The sequence below is a fragment of the Bdellovibrio sp. MYbb2 genome (assembly GCF_056175685.1).
Genome location: NZ_JBJKJI010000001.1, coordinates 1,617,860 through 1,634,120, shown reverse-complemented (window position 1 = coordinate 1,634,120; position 16,261 = coordinate 1,617,860). Strand labels below are relative to the sequence as shown.

General features: G+C 50.5%; 16 protein-coding genes. 7 read left to right on the top strand and 9 right to left on the bottom strand.

All coding sequences use genetic code 11. The annotated features are described in order from the left end of the window. Nucleotides 1-113 precede the first annotated feature (113 nt). Nucleotides 114-1,412, top strand: coding sequence for a hypothetical protein (locus AC04MQ_RS07885; RefSeq protein ID WP_475391787.1), 1,299 nt, complete (start codon nt 114-116; stop codon nt 1,410-1,412). 101 nt (nt 1,413-1,513) lie between these two features. Further along, nucleotides 1,514-1,894, top strand: a complete 381-nt coding sequence (locus AC04MQ_RS07880; RefSeq protein ID WP_015091952.1) for a hypothetical protein — start codon at nt 1,514-1,516, stop codon at nt 1,892-1,894. A 73-nt stretch (nt 1,895-1,967) separates the two neighbouring features. Here AC04MQ_RS07880 and AC04MQ_RS07875 read toward each other — a convergent pair whose 3' ends face one another. From AC04MQ_RS07875 to AC04MQ_RS07855, 5 genes are all read right to left on the bottom strand, one after another. Next, nucleotides 1,968-3,260: a beta-sandwich domain-containing protein gene (locus tag AC04MQ_RS07875; RefSeq protein ID WP_148278851.1), complete on the bottom strand. Its 1,293-nt coding sequence runs from the start codon at nt 3,258-3,260 to the stop codon at nt 1,968-1,970. A gap of 73 nt (nt 3,261-3,333) precedes the next feature. Next, nucleotides 3,334-4,869 carry a L,D-transpeptidase family protein gene (locus AC04MQ_RS07870; protein ID WP_015091954.1) on the bottom strand — a complete coding sequence of 512 codons (1,536 nt, stop codon included), beginning with the start codon at nt 4,867-4,869 and terminating at the stop codon, nt 3,334-3,336. A gap of 163 nt (nt 4,870-5,032) precedes the next feature. After that, on the bottom strand, nt 5,033-5,227 hold the full coding sequence (locus AC04MQ_RS07865) for a hypothetical protein (RefSeq protein WP_015091955.1): 195 nt from the start codon (nt 5,225-5,227) through the stop codon (nt 5,033-5,035). 103 nt (nt 5,228-5,330) lie between these two features. After that, on the bottom strand, nt 5,331-6,281 hold the full coding sequence (locus tag AC04MQ_RS07860) for a hypothetical protein (protein WP_475391786.1): 951 nt from the start codon (nt 6,279-6,281) through the stop codon (nt 5,331-5,333). A 37-nt stretch (nt 6,282-6,318) separates the two neighbouring features. Further along, complete coding sequence (locus AC04MQ_RS07855; RefSeq protein ID WP_475391785.1) at nt 6,319-6,939, bottom strand: HdeD family acid-resistance protein; 621 nt, start codon at nt 6,937-6,939, stop codon at nt 6,319-6,321. A gap of 191 nt (nt 6,940-7,130) precedes the next feature. Between AC04MQ_RS07855 and AC04MQ_RS07850 the strand changes: the two genes are divergently transcribed. Beyond that, nucleotides 7,131-7,814 (top strand): class I SAM-dependent methyltransferase, encoded by a 684-nt coding sequence (locus AC04MQ_RS07850; protein WP_475391784.1) that lies wholly within the window; start codon nt 7,131-7,133, stop codon nt 7,812-7,814. Between the two features lie 210 nt (nt 7,815-8,024). On the opposite strand, the gene AC04MQ_RS07845 is transcribed toward AC04MQ_RS07850, so the two are convergent. Continuing rightward, the gene (locus tag AC04MQ_RS07845) at nt 8,025-9,857 is read right to left on the bottom strand and encodes a MutS family DNA mismatch repair protein (RefSeq protein ID WP_015091959.1); all 1,833 of its coding nucleotides are present in this window, start codon (nt 9,855-9,857) and stop codon (nt 8,025-8,027) included. 85 nt (nt 9,858-9,942) lie between these two features. After that, complete coding sequence (locus tag AC04MQ_RS07840; RefSeq protein ID WP_015091960.1) at nt 9,943-10,842, bottom strand: DUF4382 domain-containing protein; 900 nt, start codon at nt 10,840-10,842, stop codon at nt 9,943-9,945. A gap of 258 nt (nt 10,843-11,100) precedes the next feature. Here AC04MQ_RS07840 and AC04MQ_RS07835 point away from each other — a divergent pair, with 258 nt between their 5' ends. Next, nucleotides 11,101-12,594 carry an MFS transporter gene (locus AC04MQ_RS07835; protein ID WP_041577906.1) on the top strand — a complete coding sequence of 498 codons (1,494 nt, stop codon included), beginning with the start codon at nt 11,101-11,103 and terminating at the stop codon, nt 12,592-12,594. A 112-nt stretch (nt 12,595-12,706) separates the two neighbouring features. Continuing rightward, the gene (locus AC04MQ_RS07830; protein WP_041577907.1) at nt 12,707-12,889 is read left to right on the top strand and encodes a hypothetical protein; all 183 of its coding nucleotides are present in this window, start codon (nt 12,707-12,709) and stop codon (nt 12,887-12,889) included. Nucleotides 12,890-12,906: 17 nt separating this feature from the next. On the opposite strand, the gene AC04MQ_RS07825 is transcribed toward AC04MQ_RS07830, so the two are convergent. Further along, complete coding sequence (locus AC04MQ_RS07825; protein ID WP_475391783.1) at nt 12,907-13,746, bottom strand: helix-turn-helix domain-containing protein; 840 nt, start codon at nt 13,744-13,746, stop codon at nt 12,907-12,909. Nucleotides 13,747-13,850: 104 nt separating this feature from the next. Between AC04MQ_RS07825 and AC04MQ_RS07820 the strand changes: the two genes are divergently transcribed. Beyond that, entirely contained in the window at nt 13,851-14,297 is a 447-nt protein-coding gene (locus tag AC04MQ_RS07820; RefSeq protein WP_475391782.1) for a hypothetical protein, read from the top strand. Nucleotides 14,298-14,368: 71 nt separating this feature from the next. On the opposite strand, the gene AC04MQ_RS07815 is transcribed toward AC04MQ_RS07820, so the two are convergent. Continuing rightward, a complete protein-coding gene (locus AC04MQ_RS07815; protein WP_015091965.1) occupies nt 14,369-14,914 on the bottom strand; it encodes a hypothetical protein in 546 nt (181 codons plus the stop codon). 210 nt (nt 14,915-15,124) lie between these two features. Here AC04MQ_RS07815 and AC04MQ_RS07810 point away from each other — a divergent pair, with 210 nt between their 5' ends. After that, nucleotides 15,125-16,255 carry an AGE family epimerase/isomerase gene (locus tag AC04MQ_RS07810; protein ID WP_475391781.1) on the top strand — a complete coding sequence of 377 codons (1,131 nt, stop codon included), beginning with the start codon at nt 15,125-15,127 and terminating at the stop codon, nt 16,253-16,255. Nucleotides 16,256-16,261 lie beyond the last annotated feature (6 nt).

Here is a 16,261-nt window from a genome sequence, read left to right as displayed (position 1 = left end):
GAACGACATATTGAAATGTCAAAATATCTGACAGTCCGCAGTCCACTGATCTGCTGCACAGGACCTGCGCATACCAAAGGGTTCATGTTTTCATATTAACTACGGAGTGAAACATGAAACTAATGATGATACTTATCGCGACCATCATGATGAGCACCGAAGCAAAATCCGCGGTCTGGGCGGACGTCAACCAGTGGTCTCAGGACTGGGAAAGCCGATATTCTTCGTGGGTGAAGAACGAATGGAACAAATATTTTTTCTCACGCCAACTATTGCCCAACGGACAATCAAATCCCTATTACGGATTTCGCGTCGACTGCGCCGATGCCGTTTATTCGATGCGCCTGATATTTTCCTATGAAAACCGGCTTCCATTCGTCATTAAAGATCCGACTTATTCAGGATCAAGAATTTCAAACAAAATGAGCCGCTGGGACCGTCAAAGAGAAATCGAGCGCGTGCGAAGCTTCCTGAACTATATCCATGAAATCACCAGCACCCGGTCTCTTCCCGGCGACACTTATCCGGTGGCCATCAACCGCAAAGCCATCCGTGCAGGCGGGGTCCTTGCCACCACTGCCGTGAACCACCACTCTTGGACGATCAAAGAAATCCTGCCCATCGGAGTGCCCTATCTGGTTTACAATTCCGTCGTGGGATCACACTCCGGCTTCACCATGCAGGAACGAAAGTCCTGGCCCAATCCCAACTGGGTCTTTGAAGGGGACTTCAGTTCTTCCAGCGGCGCGGGCTTTCGCTACTGGCGGCCGGCTTCATATTTAAGCAGACCGGTTTGGGAGGTCCCGGGATACAGCACTGAACAGTTCCAGATCTCTTTATCGAAGTGGACTAAAACGCTGCAGTCCCGCCTGGCCACCCAGCAAGAGGACGACACCTCGATGATCCTGCGTCTGGTTGAAAACGTCTGTGTGGGGTTCAAAGACCGGGTGTCCTATGTTAACGAAGCTCTTTCCTACAAACGCCAATACCCGTCTTGCATGTCCTATGAGGCTTTTGATATTTATTCTTCTCCCAGCCGGGACGAACGCATCTTTGACGACCTGATGCTGCTAAGAAGAACCTACAAAGAAATCCTTCAGCGCAACAATGGACAAAATCTGACAACAGATCAGAAGGCCGAATTGACCAAGATCTTTCCTTATATAAATCAAAGTGCCTCCAGTGAAACCCGCCAGATGCCGCAGCAAAGCATCACCGAGGACTCGGTCTGTGTTGTGAACTATCTTTCAAGTCGGACCATGGACATGGCCGAATTCAAACGCAGGCTGTTCGCGGGCTGGATTTCCAACAACCCCAACGAGCGCGGCGAATACCGCTGGGGCGTTCTGCGCGGCCCCTCGGACCATGCCCGCTACTGCCCATCCTGGGGAGGCTGGTCTCCGAACCTGTAAATTCTGCATGTGGCTTCTGCCTGCGACCTCGCTTCTGCAATCTCATATTCCGTTTCCCCTGCTGCTGAGGTAGAAGCGCTTTATAAAGGCAGGAAGTCACCATGAAAAAAAAGATGCTGATTGCGGGGCTGATTTTTGTATCCCAAAATGTCTGGGCTTTGAAAGACTCCAAAGGTGTCCAGTGTGAAACCCGCGTGGCTCAGATCACCAGAGCCTATTTCAACGTGGTGGACACTTCCAACCGCTTCAACTTTGTTCTGAGTAAAAATGACAGGATTGAAGTAACCTCCTACGAGGTCATGACTCCGGGATCCTACAATCAGGAGTACATTGCGGAACTGGTGATCAAGTTTGACCGCTCCAATTATCGTTCTCCGGAAAAAGATCACAAACTGCGACTTAAACTGACTGGCGAATTTGACTGTGACTATCTTAGAGTGCGCAGTATCAAATCCCTGGGCGAAGTTGAGCGCGTCAACTAATCCCGATTGCACAAAATAAAAAAGCCAGATCCCGAAAGATCCGGCTTTTTTATTTTCAGCGCATCCCAAGTTCTTAATAGAACATTGGGTGACCAAAAGTTTCTTCCGACAGGATATTCAGATAGCGCATCGCCACTGCCTGAGGGAACTCGTTGTTCGAGTTGTACTTCGCCTGATACTCGACGATCAGCTGATACTTCTGCTCGATGTCCATCATTTTAACTTCCACCTTCAAGGCCTGCTCGGCGATCATGAACGCGTAAGCGCTCATGTTCTTGTTGGTGTCTTTCAGGAAATCGCCGTCTTTGCTGCCCACGTACATTTTATAGTACTTGGTACCTTCAGCATCAGCTTCACGGAAGGTCATGTTGGCCGCTGCCAATTCCTTGCGATACTGATCCGGAGCATAGTCACGCACTTTGGACATCATTGTCGCAAACAGTGTACGACCGCGGGCATCTGCTGCCATGGACTGGTGTTTCTTCGCAAAATCCATCGCCATTTTGATCAGATCTGCACTTGGGAACTTTCTGCATGGCAACTCATTTTGGATGGAAACAATCAGCATGTCGTAGGTTCCGGTCAGAAGACCCTTATAGGCAGGTTCAGACACGCCACCACCACGAACCGCATTGTACTGATCCACGAAGAAGTTCATCAGCGTCAGGATATACGACGTCGACGTATATGTGCCACCGGTGTTCATGGTCGCGATAAAGTCCTTTACCTGGTCACGCAACTGATTGCCCGCGAATTTTTCCTGGACAGAACCCGGAGCTGCCGCTTCCGCGCGTCCCACCCACAATTGCACCGGATCCAGCTTGTCTTTCAAGAGCGCATCAAGATTGCGCTTGCAGGAAAACGCCGGAATGCGGGATCCCAACGCCAATCGTGGCGCTTCCTTGGTTGAAAACGCCTTGATTTCCAAAGCGGCCTCACCGCCCATGGCCTCGGTCAGGATCTCGATAGCCGTGATGCCGGTTTTGGTCTGGAAGATCTCGGAACTGATCGGTGCCATCGGCTCATCGACATTCACTCCCATCAACTGGCGCACCGGAACTTTTTCATTCTTGTCCGTCACCAGTGACACAGAATAGATTTTCATGCGACCCAGCTTGGATTTCGCCTCGATACGCACCAAAGGCAAAGTCTTGATCAGATCCAGACGATACAGATCCCCGCCTTTTTCACGTGTTACCTGATCAATACGCCCCACCCCCTCATACTGAGTCTCACCTGGAGGAGGTGCAGGCTGAGACGGAGGTGCCGGTGGTTTTGGAAGATCCGGCTTATTACCCGCCTCGGGTGCCGCAAAGCTGAACTGCGCCCCTGCTAAAACGAACAAGAGTACTCTACTCAGTAACATTTCGAACCCCTTTCACTATTGTGATATATCGTTGTTAAGTTTTCCTGCTTCTTTTCGCCCCAAACGGGCTTCTTTAAAAACGTCCATCCAAATACCGCAGAACCGCATTGTTCTGACCATAGATATCATCTACAAACCGCACCACTTCGTCCGAGTTCATCATCGACGTTAAATACGCCGTATACACCGGCAAGCGCTTGTAAGATGGCACCGGAATCTCGGTGGGCTTTGCCACCACTTCCCCCGGCCGCGCCATCATCGATGCGATCGTCTGCCGGTCCCACGGAGTGTCCTCCAAAAGGTATTCGGCCAGATCCAGTGGCTTTTCCAAACGTACACATCCGGAACTAAGCTGGCGCATCGGCGTATCAAACAGCTCCCGCTGATTCGTGTCATGCAGATAGATCGCAAAGCTGTTGGTCAGATCAAACTTAAGCACTCCCAGGGCATTTCCCAGATGCGGCAGCTGACGGATGATAATATCCGGATCCACCGTCCCGTCCGCGATCCCCTTCCAGTCAATCGTGGTCGGATCCACCTTGCGGCGGAAGCCACCCACCCAGGCCTCATAGTGGTGGGAATCAAAGTATTCCCGAATCTGCTCACTGGTCAGATCTTTCAGGTCATTGACCTTATCTTCATAAAAGATCGTAGGTGGCACCACCCAGTAAGGGTTGATAATCACATTGGTGATCTCATCACGCATCGTTGGAGACTTGCGCGCCGGACGACCATTGATCGTGCGGAAGCTCATCACCCGGGGCCATTCGGTCGCCACATCCATCATGATGAAATACGACATCGCCAAGTTCACGAAGATGTACTTTTTTTCGAAGTACTGCGGGAACCAGCGCATTTTTTCCAGATCCACCTGAATCTGACGGACACGATCCATGCACGACACACTTAAGAACGACCAGACTTTACCCTTGGGCGAAATCTCGCCATCAGGACGAATGCGCATGTTCCACTGAATATCTGTCACAGCCTTCAGCAGATCGCCGTCGAAGCGATCATCGAGGTTGTTCATCGGATAGCCCAGCAAAGCCAGACGGCTCTTGATCTGACGAATCACCGGATGAATCGAATACAAACGCAACGGCGTCGTCAGCGGCACAATTTCCTGCCAGGTGCCATCAATACAGTGGGGATATATTTTCTGCATCGCCGCCTGCACACCTATATAAGGAGCGTTTTGCGGAGCCACCAGATTTACAAAGCTCTGAGCATCATTTCCCGCTGCCAAAGCGATCATTTGAAACTGCTTGGGCGTTAAAAAATCCCGTCGCACCAATTTGACATCGCGACCGACGTTCACCGGATCAACACTGCCAATTTGCAGGTCCCGCAGCATGCGCAAGAAAGCCTGATTGGCCTGCGGGCGCAGGGTCTTTTCAAGATTTCCCCCGCTGCGATACAAAGTTTCCAGACGGTCAGTCCAATAGGTCTTCGGATTCATTCCATGTTTCCAAATTCCCAATGCAGCCTGGCGCATTTCCGAAAGACTCAGTTGGCTTAATGCCGAACTGTAGTCGACGGCAGCGGCGTTGGCTGTCGTGGAGACAAGTACAAATAAAGTCAGAACCAGTGACGACACTGCCACTCGCATGATGTATCCCTCCTTGGATGATCAAGTTGATAGGCCCTTGGTGCCGTTTGATTCTGAACGTTTTATTATTGGTTGCTAAAGAGAATATGAGACAGTTGCCCAAAATCAGTCGGACAACGAATGGATGCGTGGCGCTCGGCACGGGTGACGAGCGGTGGCGATGTTATTGTTCGGTATTCTTCTGTGGACGCAGATCTTCGACCGAGGTTTTAGTTTCGCGGCGAACGGCCTTGCGGCGGGGTTCTTTTTCCTCGTAAAAATCACCTAACAGGCGGCGCATGGGCATTTCATCCATGGCCTTGAGGAAATCATAAAACTGCACCACACGATTCTTCAGTAGACTGAGCTTTCGGATCATTCTTACCCCTTCATGGAAAGGAACGTCCTCTCAGCTTAACTGTCGCCGGGCACTTTCTGTGAATTACATCTGGCAAGACACAGGAACTGGACTCTTTTCAGGATCAAAGACCGAAGTAATCAAACACCCGGTAAACAAAGAAGAATTCAGAATCCTCAAAGTCCAGCGGATCTTCCGGCAAATACAAAGCATCTTCTGTTGAGTCGGCATGCATTTTTTGAAGCTTGGTCGACGCCGTCTGCCAGTAACGATCCTGCCACAAGGGATTGGTGACCCGGGTGAAAAGCTCACTCAGCTCAAGCCCGCGGCGAACGGCGTCTTTGTTCATCTTTTTCTGACCCGGCAAAACATAGTCAACGGCTTTCAGAATGTCTTCGGGATTGATCATTTCCAGCAGATAGTAAGTTGAAACAAACATCGCCAGCAGATACTGACGGTATTCCGCCTTGGACTTTTGCATCCAGGTGTCTTCCCCGCCCGAACGATAGATCACTTTCATGCGCTCATAAACCGGCGAGACCTTTTTACCCAGTTGGTCTCCCAAGGCAAGATCCAGGGTCACGACCAGACTTTCCGCGAAATTCAGATAGCGGCTGATATCCCGCTGTTCTGTCGGGGCTGGTGGCAATAGACGCCAGATCACGCGGTGATTTTGTTCATGGAAAAGAGATATTTCATTAAAGCGCATCAAGGACTGAATCTCGTTCAACGGATCGGCCACCTCGTGGTGGAAGTCCCGAAACCATACAAGCTCTGCCGCTGTCGGCGTGAACTCGATATTGTCCTTGAAAAGATCCTGCGCACTTAAAGAACGCATCGTCGAACACACACGGGCAGTGAACGTGCCACCCAATGAAAGATAAAGCTCGCGGCTTTTGCGGTAAACTGCGCTGGCATTCAGCATCGCACCATCAAAAGGATAATCTTCCAGCAGCAGTTTTGCATGCTTGCGGGAAACAGGCTGCTCGCCCAGGATTTGCAGATCCTTGACGAAGTGATTGACCTCTATTTGCGCCTCGGTCAGAGGCTTTTTTGTGCTTCTGCGTTTTGCCATGAGGCTACATTAATGCAGCCCCCGGTCTTTTTTCAACTTAATGTAGCGGCGGCGTGCGAGAATCCTCGTCGCGGTCCCTTTCATAGTGACGTCGATCCGCCTTGGTCATCTTGGAACTGTTATAACCCGCTTCACGCAGGTCTTCGCGTATCTCTTTGATCGAAATACCAAGGCCCATGGTGGCAATCCCTGCCGCGACCAAATCCACACCCACCAGCGTTCCAATAGCCCAGAACGCCGACACCGGGAACGTCGCCAGTATCAATCCACCCAAAAGAAGCGAGATCAAGCCACTGCCCGCGAACCACCCCCAGCCCAACGAACGCTCGGTTACGGCACCGATAAACTTCGTCAGCCCACTGGCGATCAGCAGAAAGCTGACAGCCAAGGTCAGTCCTAAAGTGTTTTCAATCGGGTTGCGAGCAATCAAGGCAGCACACACCAGCGCCAGACATCCCAACCCCAAATGAGGCCACAGCTGCCCTTCCTTGCGCCCTTGGATCCCGTACACGATCTGGGCAACACCCACGCAGAACAAAACCACCCCCAGGACCATCACTGATGCCAAGGTCGCCGCCGAAGCAAATGCCAGGGCGGTGGCCCCGAGAATCAGATAGACACATCCCAAAAAAATAAGCTGAGTTGATATTCTTCTCATCGCAGACCTCCCGCTTTTTCCTCAATATAACAATGGCCGAGAGCGGGGTATTGCAGATTGTTGACACTGTCCCCGGACGAAGACGCGCCAGATGAAAACCGACTGAAACACAGATGAGAAATCAGCACCATTTAGGTCCCGCGAATGTGAACCCATTGACAGTTTTTTGGCCTTCAGATCAAAGTTCAGCAATGAAAAACTTCGACACTGCCGTAGCTCAGGATTATGACCAGGACATTCGCCGCAAGATCCCCGGATACGATCTGATCCAGGACCTGCTGGCTTCTGTACTGAACACCGAGTTTGCCTCGGCCCCTCATTTGCTGGTGGCTGGCAGTGGCACCGGTGAAGAGATGTTACGCTTGGGCACACAGCACCCAGACTGGCGCATGGATGGGATTGAACCTTCCGCCGCCATGATCGCCACAGCGGTCAGTCGTACACAAAAAACAAAGTTCAAAAGCAATCTGCGTTTCTTCGAATCAACCATCCAGGATTACCACACTGACGAAATGTACGATGGAGCCCTGTCCGTTTTGGTGTCACATTTTCTGCCCGATGACGGCCAAAAAGAAAAGTATTTCGCCGCACTGGCGGGAATGCTGAAACTAGGCGCACCATTAATTGTCATTGATATGATGAAACAAGCCGACCCGGTAGGCGACAAACACATCGCTTCCACTTACTTCTGGGCCAAATACAACGGCATGCCCGAAGACGCTTTAAGAAATTTCCCCTTAAGACTGCGCTCCATGTTCTTTCCGATTACTGAAGACCGCCTCAGAGAAATCTGCGCCCCCCACGGTTTGATAGTAGAAGGCAAATTCGTGCAGTCCCTCTCTACCCAAGGCTTCATCCTCAGAAAAATCACCTAAACCCAAAATGGAAACGGGCCCCGACCCTTCGGCCAAGTCCCGTCTCGGACGATCCCTTTTGGATTGAAAACTTAAGCTATACAAATCAAGAAAAATCCAAATTTGCGCTTCAACTCCAAAAGTACCGTTTCATTCATAGTATAGCTGAAAACAGTCTTCATAGTGCCTGTGATGCCAACAAGCACTGCTTTTTACCCGAGAAAATTCGGATCAGACTTCATCTACCTTTATACCTTCAGCGGCCATAATTCTTAGGGCGTTGGTCGTAGGACATGGGCCTTGATTCAGATGATAATGGAAAACCATTTTACCGGAGCTGTCGATGTCTTCACGGAAGTGCAGATTCATCACCGACGGACTGCTTTGTTCCAAAACGGTCAGTTCCAGATCGTGAGTGGAAATAAAGCCCAAAGAAGTCTTTTCATTGGCCAAAGTTTGAATCACTGCACGCGAACCAATCTGACGTTCGCGGTTGTTGGTTCCGCGGAAGATTTCGTCAATCAGATACAGCACCGGCGTGTTCGTGGCTGCGGTCTGCAGAATATCGCGCAGGCGACGAACTTCCGCATAGAAATACGAATATCCATCACGCAGGGAATCGCTGACTTCAATACAGGTTTCCACTTTCATCGGCACAGTCTGATAGCTGTCGGCAAAGACCGGCGCCCCCATATTGGCCAGAATCTGATTGATCCCCATAGTACGCAGGAAGGTCGACTTGCCTGACATATTCGATCCCGTCAAAAGACCCAGCGATTTGCTGTGCGGGAACCCAAAATCATTGGCCACAGCTTTGTTGCGATCCAAAAGAGGATGGAACACCTGCTTGCACTGCAGATTCATCGCTCCGTTTAAGACCGGATAAGTTTGTGTCTGATACTTATCAAAAATCAACAGGGATCCCAGCACTTCAAACTCGGAAAGCTCTTCCACACACTGCGGGAAGTCCTTCACCATTTTCTGGCGCAGGCGTTCCAGGAAAAAAACCGAGGTCACTGTCCACGGCAACATCGCATTCAAAATGAAATGCAAAATCGGATTGGTCTGCGTTCCCACGAACCCCAGAACAGTATCGAGCTTTTGGGAAGTTCGTGAAGGGCGAACTTTATAAATTTGTGCGCACAACTGTGCCAGAGCCGGGCTGCTTTCGCATTTCTTTTCAATGGACAAAAACAATGGCGCCAAGGCCGACAGGTGATGGGAAAGACCCGTTCCCTGCATGAACGCACGCCCCACCGACCCCAGGCTGAACAAACTTAGCAGTGGGAATGCCGCAAACAGAATCGTCGGCAGGGCAGTTTTGGTGGTCACGGCAAAAACCAGCAACAACACCGTCAGAACCCACAATACAAGATTGGCCACGAACAGTTTCACAAACTGGGGACCCACGAAAGAGTTTTTCAAAAATTCCTGAATCTGCAGGGTTGAAAGATTCAGTTCGTTGGAGTTGGCCTGAATCCCCAGACGGGTAAAGAACCACGATTGCGGACGCAGGGCCTGAATCTGCTGCTGTCTTTTCTGCAATAAGTCCGGAGTTAACGGCGCAACACTCATCCAGTGCAAAAGGCGGCGCAAGCCACCCTCCGAGAAAGTTTCATCCAGTACCGTCCACAGGGAATGAGACCCCACCAACCCCAGATCGCGAATCAGGGGATATTCCGCGGAAGCGTCAAGCGCCTGCTTCCAACTGCGCCCGGACATTTGCCCCTGACAGCGCTTTTTCTGGCGCCCCACGAACTGTTGCAGTCTTTGTAAATGCAGTAAATGGCGGCCGATATTGCGGGTGCGAATCACCAGATAAATGAAAACCAAAAGAACAACTGCGGGAACTGCAAAGCCGACACGAGCCTCGGCATTCATTGACAATGGAATTAAGCTGGCAAAGAACAGCAGTCCAGAAACCAGGCGCCCGCTTTGATGACGTTGCAGTTTCGCCTGCCATCTTGTCAGAAGCAGATTCAAACGCTGCTCTTTCCGATGAAGGGCCTGGGCGTTATTCAAAGACTTGGTCAGGGTGCCGGGAATGGATGCTGTGTCTGTCATGCCCTAATGATGCCGACGCCATTTCATGCAGGCAACCCCAAAAGAAAAAACCCACCTTCCGAAGAAGTTGGGTTCACACATATTTTTACAGAAGCTGGCCCAGTTCATCCTGGGTCACAACAGGATAGTCCTCACCATCGACAATTGGCGTATAATCCCAACCATCGTCTGAAGGATCATTCTGCTCCGGTTCAGTGACAAGCTCTTCACCTTCAGATGACTCACCACCGGATTCTTCATTGCTGCCGGTTTCTTCTCCAACTGCAGGTTGTTCAGGCTGCACCGGTTCTTCAACAACAGGCTCAGATGGCTCTTCACCACTGCCACTGTCTTCACCACCAGAACCAGTGTCACCACCGTTATCAACTGGAGGTTCGGGTTGAACGATCGGAGTTTTGAAAGCCGACTTCAGTTTCAAAACAGGCTTCAGCAGACAGCCGCCATTTCCCTGCACAACTACGGATTTAAGCGCATCGAAGTCCACCACAATATTGTAGTGATGACCAGCCTCGAACTGCACTTTGTTAGTCAGGATGATTTTCACACCCGTTTTCTGGGCGCTGGGCGTTTTCAATTCACAGACAGAATCGTCACCTTTCACGGCATAGTGTCCGGATGGTTTCAGAACCAGGCGAATCTGCTGAATGCGAATCCCGGCTGGCGCTTCCACATCCTGCAAAGGCAGGGTCACCCCGTTTTGCAGAGTCAGCAAATCCACAGGCCCCAGCCCCTGGGCCAAAATAAGCCTTCCGGCTTTGCCTGCCCCGGCGACCACAACCTCCATGTGATCAATATCGACCACCACGGATTTCAAGTCCTTGTTCGGCGCATCTGTCAGGTTGAAGCTGACGACAGCCTTTTCAGCATTGCTTTGTCCCAGCCCTGAGGCTGACGAGTCCGACGGGGACTCTGACACTTTCTGACTGCAAGCGGCGATCACCACCATCGCGCCAAGACTTACTGTCTTTAAGAACATATTTTTCATACTACCCTCCTGGCAGAATCTTTCCCTAAATGTACACCCGGGATCCGAAATACCCAAAATTACCCAAAGTGGTTCAGTCATTCTGAGAGTGCTGTCAACGACCTGGACAGTTTTCCATAGATTTAAGCCTTCCGTAGGATTGAAGAAAATGCCCCCAATCCCCCCGGTGGATTTCGTAGATCCATTCATATTCCAACCTATCGTTTGCCAAGCTGAAGTTTTAGTCCTACTGTGGCCGCAAAACGTATCGGAGACGCCATGGCCCTTTTACTCGTGAGCATCTGTCTAGCCGCCGTCATCTTTCTGTATTTCAATAACAACCCTCTGAATCACTCGAAAAAATTTATCTTCAGGCGCTTCGTCAACTGGTTCCCACTGGGCATGAGCTATGCCTTCCTGTACATGGCCCGCTACAATCTGAATGTGTCAAAGAACGCCATGGGCGACATGATGACCAAAGAACAGTTCGGGATCATCTTTGCCGCCGGCACCATCGTTTACGGTTTGTCATTTCTGATTAACGGCCCTCTGGTGGATCGCATCGGCGGAAAAAAAGGAATCATCATTGCCACCCTGGGTTCAGCGTTGATGAATCTGTTGATGGGTGGCGCTACTTATCTTTATCTTATGGGCCGCTTGAAAACCAATATGGTCGTGGCCTTCTCGGTTCTGTATGCCTTGAACATGTTCTTTCAAAGTTACGGTGCCGTTTCCATCATCAAAGTGAAAGCTTATTGGTTCCACGTGCGCGAGCGCGGGATCTTTGGCGCCATCTTCGGCACTTTGATTTCTTTCGGTGTCTATTTTGCCTTCGACTGGGGTCAGGCGATTGTGGATGCCTCAAAACTGAATCCCGAAGGGCCTCGCACCGCCTTCCAGGATTTCATCCAGCATATCTTCGCCATTGATACCGGGGCCACCGATGCAACCTGGTTGGTCTTTACCATTCCGGCCTTTATCCTGATCGTGTGGGCCCTGATTGACATGGTCCTGTTGAAGGACTCCCCCAAAGAAGCCAACTTCGATGAATTTGACACCGCCGACGCCTCTTCTGGCGATGATGACGATGTCAAAATCACCATGGGTTTGATCTTCAAGAAAGTTTTTGCCAACCCTGTCATGATCACGATTGCTCTGGTGGATTTCACCTCGGGTGTTTTACGTAACGGCATCATGCAATGGTACTTAATCTTCGCCAATGAAACCAAAGAAACAAATCCGGCATTCTATGCAGGATCTGAGTTCTTTATCAAAAACTGGGGTCTGTTGCTGTGCCTGACCGGGGTTCTGGGCGGCTTTATCGCAGGACTTGTTTCAGACAAAATGTTCCAGTCCCGTCGCGGGCCTCCAGCGGCAATCAACAATTTCATCATGATTTTCCTTTTGATCGCGATGTGTTTCTTCCTGACAAAGAATCCAACCATGTTCGGCCTGGCAGCCGTGCTGATGACCCTGGCGGTGATCGGCGTGCATTCACTGATGTCGGGAACTGCCGCTGCTGACTTTGGCGGCAAAAAAATGACTGCCACCGCATCGGGTATTGTGGATGGCTGCGTGTATCTTGGATCAGGCCTGCAATCTCTTTCAATTGGGTATCTGTCAGCAAAGAACTGGCACTACTGGCCTCTGTTCCTGATCCCGTTTGCGGGACTGGGGTTGATCCTGGCTTTGCGTATGTGGAAAGAGCTTCCGGAAGCCACCAAGAAATACATTCTGGAAGTCGAAAAGGCGGAAGCCCAGAAACAGCATTGACTCTCTGGTCCAAAGCCGCTTTTTGTTACCTTTGTGCTAGTGATTGTGAAGCCCGTCTCTGGTAAAAAGCTCTGAACTGTTCTATATTGAAGGCAGCAAAAGGAGCTTTATCATGGAATTATGGTTTGTACTTGGATTTTTGGCAGTTGCCGGAATCTCCGTGATCATCTACTTCTGCCTTATGGTGTTCTTCCCTGAATGGGTTGGTATCACAGGCAAGATCGCCCTGCGTGCCGAACAAAGCCACCGCGAAGGTGAATCAGAAGACCCTGGCAACACTCCTATCAAAGGCTAGGTCGCAGTCCTTGCGACCTAGTTGTTTTTATCCCTGAAGGCCCCCGGACTGAATCCTGTTTTCGCCTTAAAAAACCGACTGAAATAATTCGGATCCTGAAACCCCAAAGTAAGACCCACTTCAGCTACCGGCATGGATGTGTATCCCAGATAGCGCTGCGCCTCCAGCAAACAGCGATCGTGAATCATTTCGCGTGCTGACTTTCCCAACAATCGATGCACCCGCATGGTCAGTGCTTTGGGTGAAAGCCCCAAAGCCTTGGCATAAAATTCGACGTTGTGCTGACGATTGAAATTCAATTCAATCAATCGTTCAAAATCACCGAGGAAAGCCCCCTCACTTTTTTTGACCGCTGTTCTGCCAGAAAGACGAAACAGGGACAGAATCAGAATATTCAAATGACTCTTCAAAGCACTGCCGTACCCGCGATCACGCGAGACGAACTCGCCGCACATCTTTTCACAATGGAAATAGAATTCTTTCTGCTGAGCCGCTGAAGACAGCTTCAAATGTTCTGGCAATTCATGCAGGCTTTGGAACAATTCCCGGTCCATGGCATCAAGACTTAAGGATTCGACGTAAAACTCAATGACATAGCCCTTGGCGCCTTGCAGATCCCACCGGTGCACCTGCCCCGGCTTTACTACAAAGACCGCTCCTGCCTTGATCGGATAGGTTTCAAAGTCGATCTCGTGCTGACCTCGGCCCCCAGCCACAACGACGACCTGAAAGAAATCATGACGATGAGGAAATGGCACCGCTGGTTTCACGCGGCCTTCCAGACGCTCGGCGCGAATGTCACCGCGTTCAGCTTTGACTACTCCCAATGACTTCATGGGATGAAGTGTGTTTACCATGTCAAATCACTCCTCATTGTAAAACCTCACAGATCCGGGTTTTATTTTGTCCGACTTATCATAACCCCGGTATAAAAACTCATCAACCAATGGAGGGTATCACAATGAAAAAGTATTTTTTATCTGCAGCAATGATTTTAAGCGCGGCAAGCCCCGCTTGGGCCGCCGAACTGACACCGGGAAATCTGGTGGGACGCTACAAAGTGGAGGCCCGCGCCGGGTTCCAGAAAGTTTATGCGAATTTCCGCGTCGTCAATACAACCGAATTCGAAGTGCAACGAACTTATCCCAATGGAAATGTGGATGAGGTCTGCAACGGCACCTTCAACCTGCTCAGCAGCGTCAGCTGGGATGAAGAATTCCTGATCATGGCGGCTAAAAAGAATTTCAAAGGCTCTTTCACCTGCCCAAGCGACCGTTCCAAGGAAATCAGCTTTAATATCGACTTTGGCACCACCACCACGGACGATCTGGCTCGCGGCACGAGCGTCAGTCTGACCAGCTCTATCGCACCGGGCATGCGTTTGAATGCTTACGTGAAGAAGCAATAATCCTAAAGACCCAACAAATAAAAAAGGCGCTCTCTTTCGAGAAGCGCCTTTTCTTTTAAGCCTGTCTGCTATTAGATTGGCTCAACTTCCGGCTCAGAGATCGCTTCGATGTATAGCTTATCCACACCGACTTGCACTCCGATACCTTTCAACAATTGCAAAGAGATATTCATTGCCAGTTGTGGCAGGCCCACTTTCACAGCTGTGAATGCGCCCACGCCACCGATGATAGCTGCTTCACCTTGCGCCACCAGGTATTTACCCAGGATCACGTCTGGATTGGAGTTGAACAGACTGATTTCAGAAGAAACACCTTTAAGCTTGAAATAGCCGATTCCCGCCGTTGCGCCAATCCAATGATGTCCGATCGTCACCATCACATCCTGTGTATAGCGAGTCCCCTTGATGCTCTTACAATGAAGTGTCCCGTAGGCCACAGTTTTGAAATGCCCGACAATAACTTTGATACCTTTGGATGTCCCTTTAAAGGTCATGCCGCAACCCCACAGGCGATTTCCCATGATGCTGGCATCATTATCCATTGTCACCGCATCCGTGCTGGCCTGGGCAAATGCTCCTGTCAGACCGATCGCCAAAAACAGAATCAACTTTTTCATACTTTCTTCCTCCTTGTTTCGTACAATAAATTGTCCGTGTTCTCTATTCGGAGGTAATTCGCGGAACTAGGCAAGCCGTCGGACGAAACACATATCTTTACCGACAAACCCCTGCATTTTCCCATACTTCCCATGGTAACAGCGGGCTGGACTCCTGTTGGCAGACAGGATATTGTGAACGCTCACATCTAGTTACATTCTGAGGTGCTTATGGTTGAAAACTGCAAGAACTGGCTTTCAAAAGACGTCCTTCCTCTTTGGTTGAACAAAGGGGTTGATTGGGAACGCGGCGGCTTCGTTGAATCATTTTCTTTGGAAGGCGAACCTCAGGATGTTCCACGTCGCTCGATGGTTCAAGCCCGCCAGATCTACAGTCTGCGTCTGGGTATGGAACTGGGCCTTTGCGATCCGGAAAAATCCCGTAAAGCCATCGACATCGGGGCCGCGGCTTTGATCAAAAACTATTCTCTGCCTTCCGGTGGTTTCATCCACTCTGCAACCAAAGAGGGCGAGGCGAAAAACACCACACCGGACCTGTATGCTCAGGCCTTTGCCCTGTTCGGACTGGCACACGCTTATGCCGTGAATCCACTTCCGCAATACAAAGAGCGTTCCCGCCAGTTGGTTCAGTATCTTTACAACGAACGCCACCTGACCCAAGGGGGTTTCACCGAACTGACCGACAAAGGTGTGCAGTACGAGGCCAATCCGCACATGCACATGTTTGAATCCGCGGTTGCGTGGATGGCCGTGGACAATGATCCTCTTTGGAAAAAGCTGGCCGACGAAATTCTGAATCTGTGCCTGACGAAATTCATTGATCCTGAATCCGGCACCCTGGCTGAACACTTCAACGCCGACTGGTCCCCGATTCTGGAAAACGGCAAGTTCGTATTTGAACCCGGCCACCATTATGAATGGGCGTGGTTGATGGGACTTTATCAGGGCCTGACCGGCAAAGATCTGACGGCCGTGCGTGAAAATCTGATCGTGCTGAGTGAAAAGCATGGCATCTGGAACGAGCGTAAATCCGTGATCGATGAAGTGTGGAGTGATCTGTCTGCCAAAACAAAAACATCCCGCTTCTGGCCTCAGTGTGAACGCATCAAAGCGGTTCTGCAGATGGGTCTGGAAAAGAAAGACCAGCGCGCGCAGTATGCACAGGCGGCCGATGAAGCCATGGCGACATTGTTTAAGTTCTTTGAAACTCCACAAAAAGGTCTATGGTTTGATACCTGGCAGGAAAGCGGTGAATTCCGAATTCAGCCAGCCAAGGCCAGCTCGCTTTATCACATTATCGGCGCCATCAACGAATACGTGCGCTATCGCCCAAAACTGTAAAGCGAA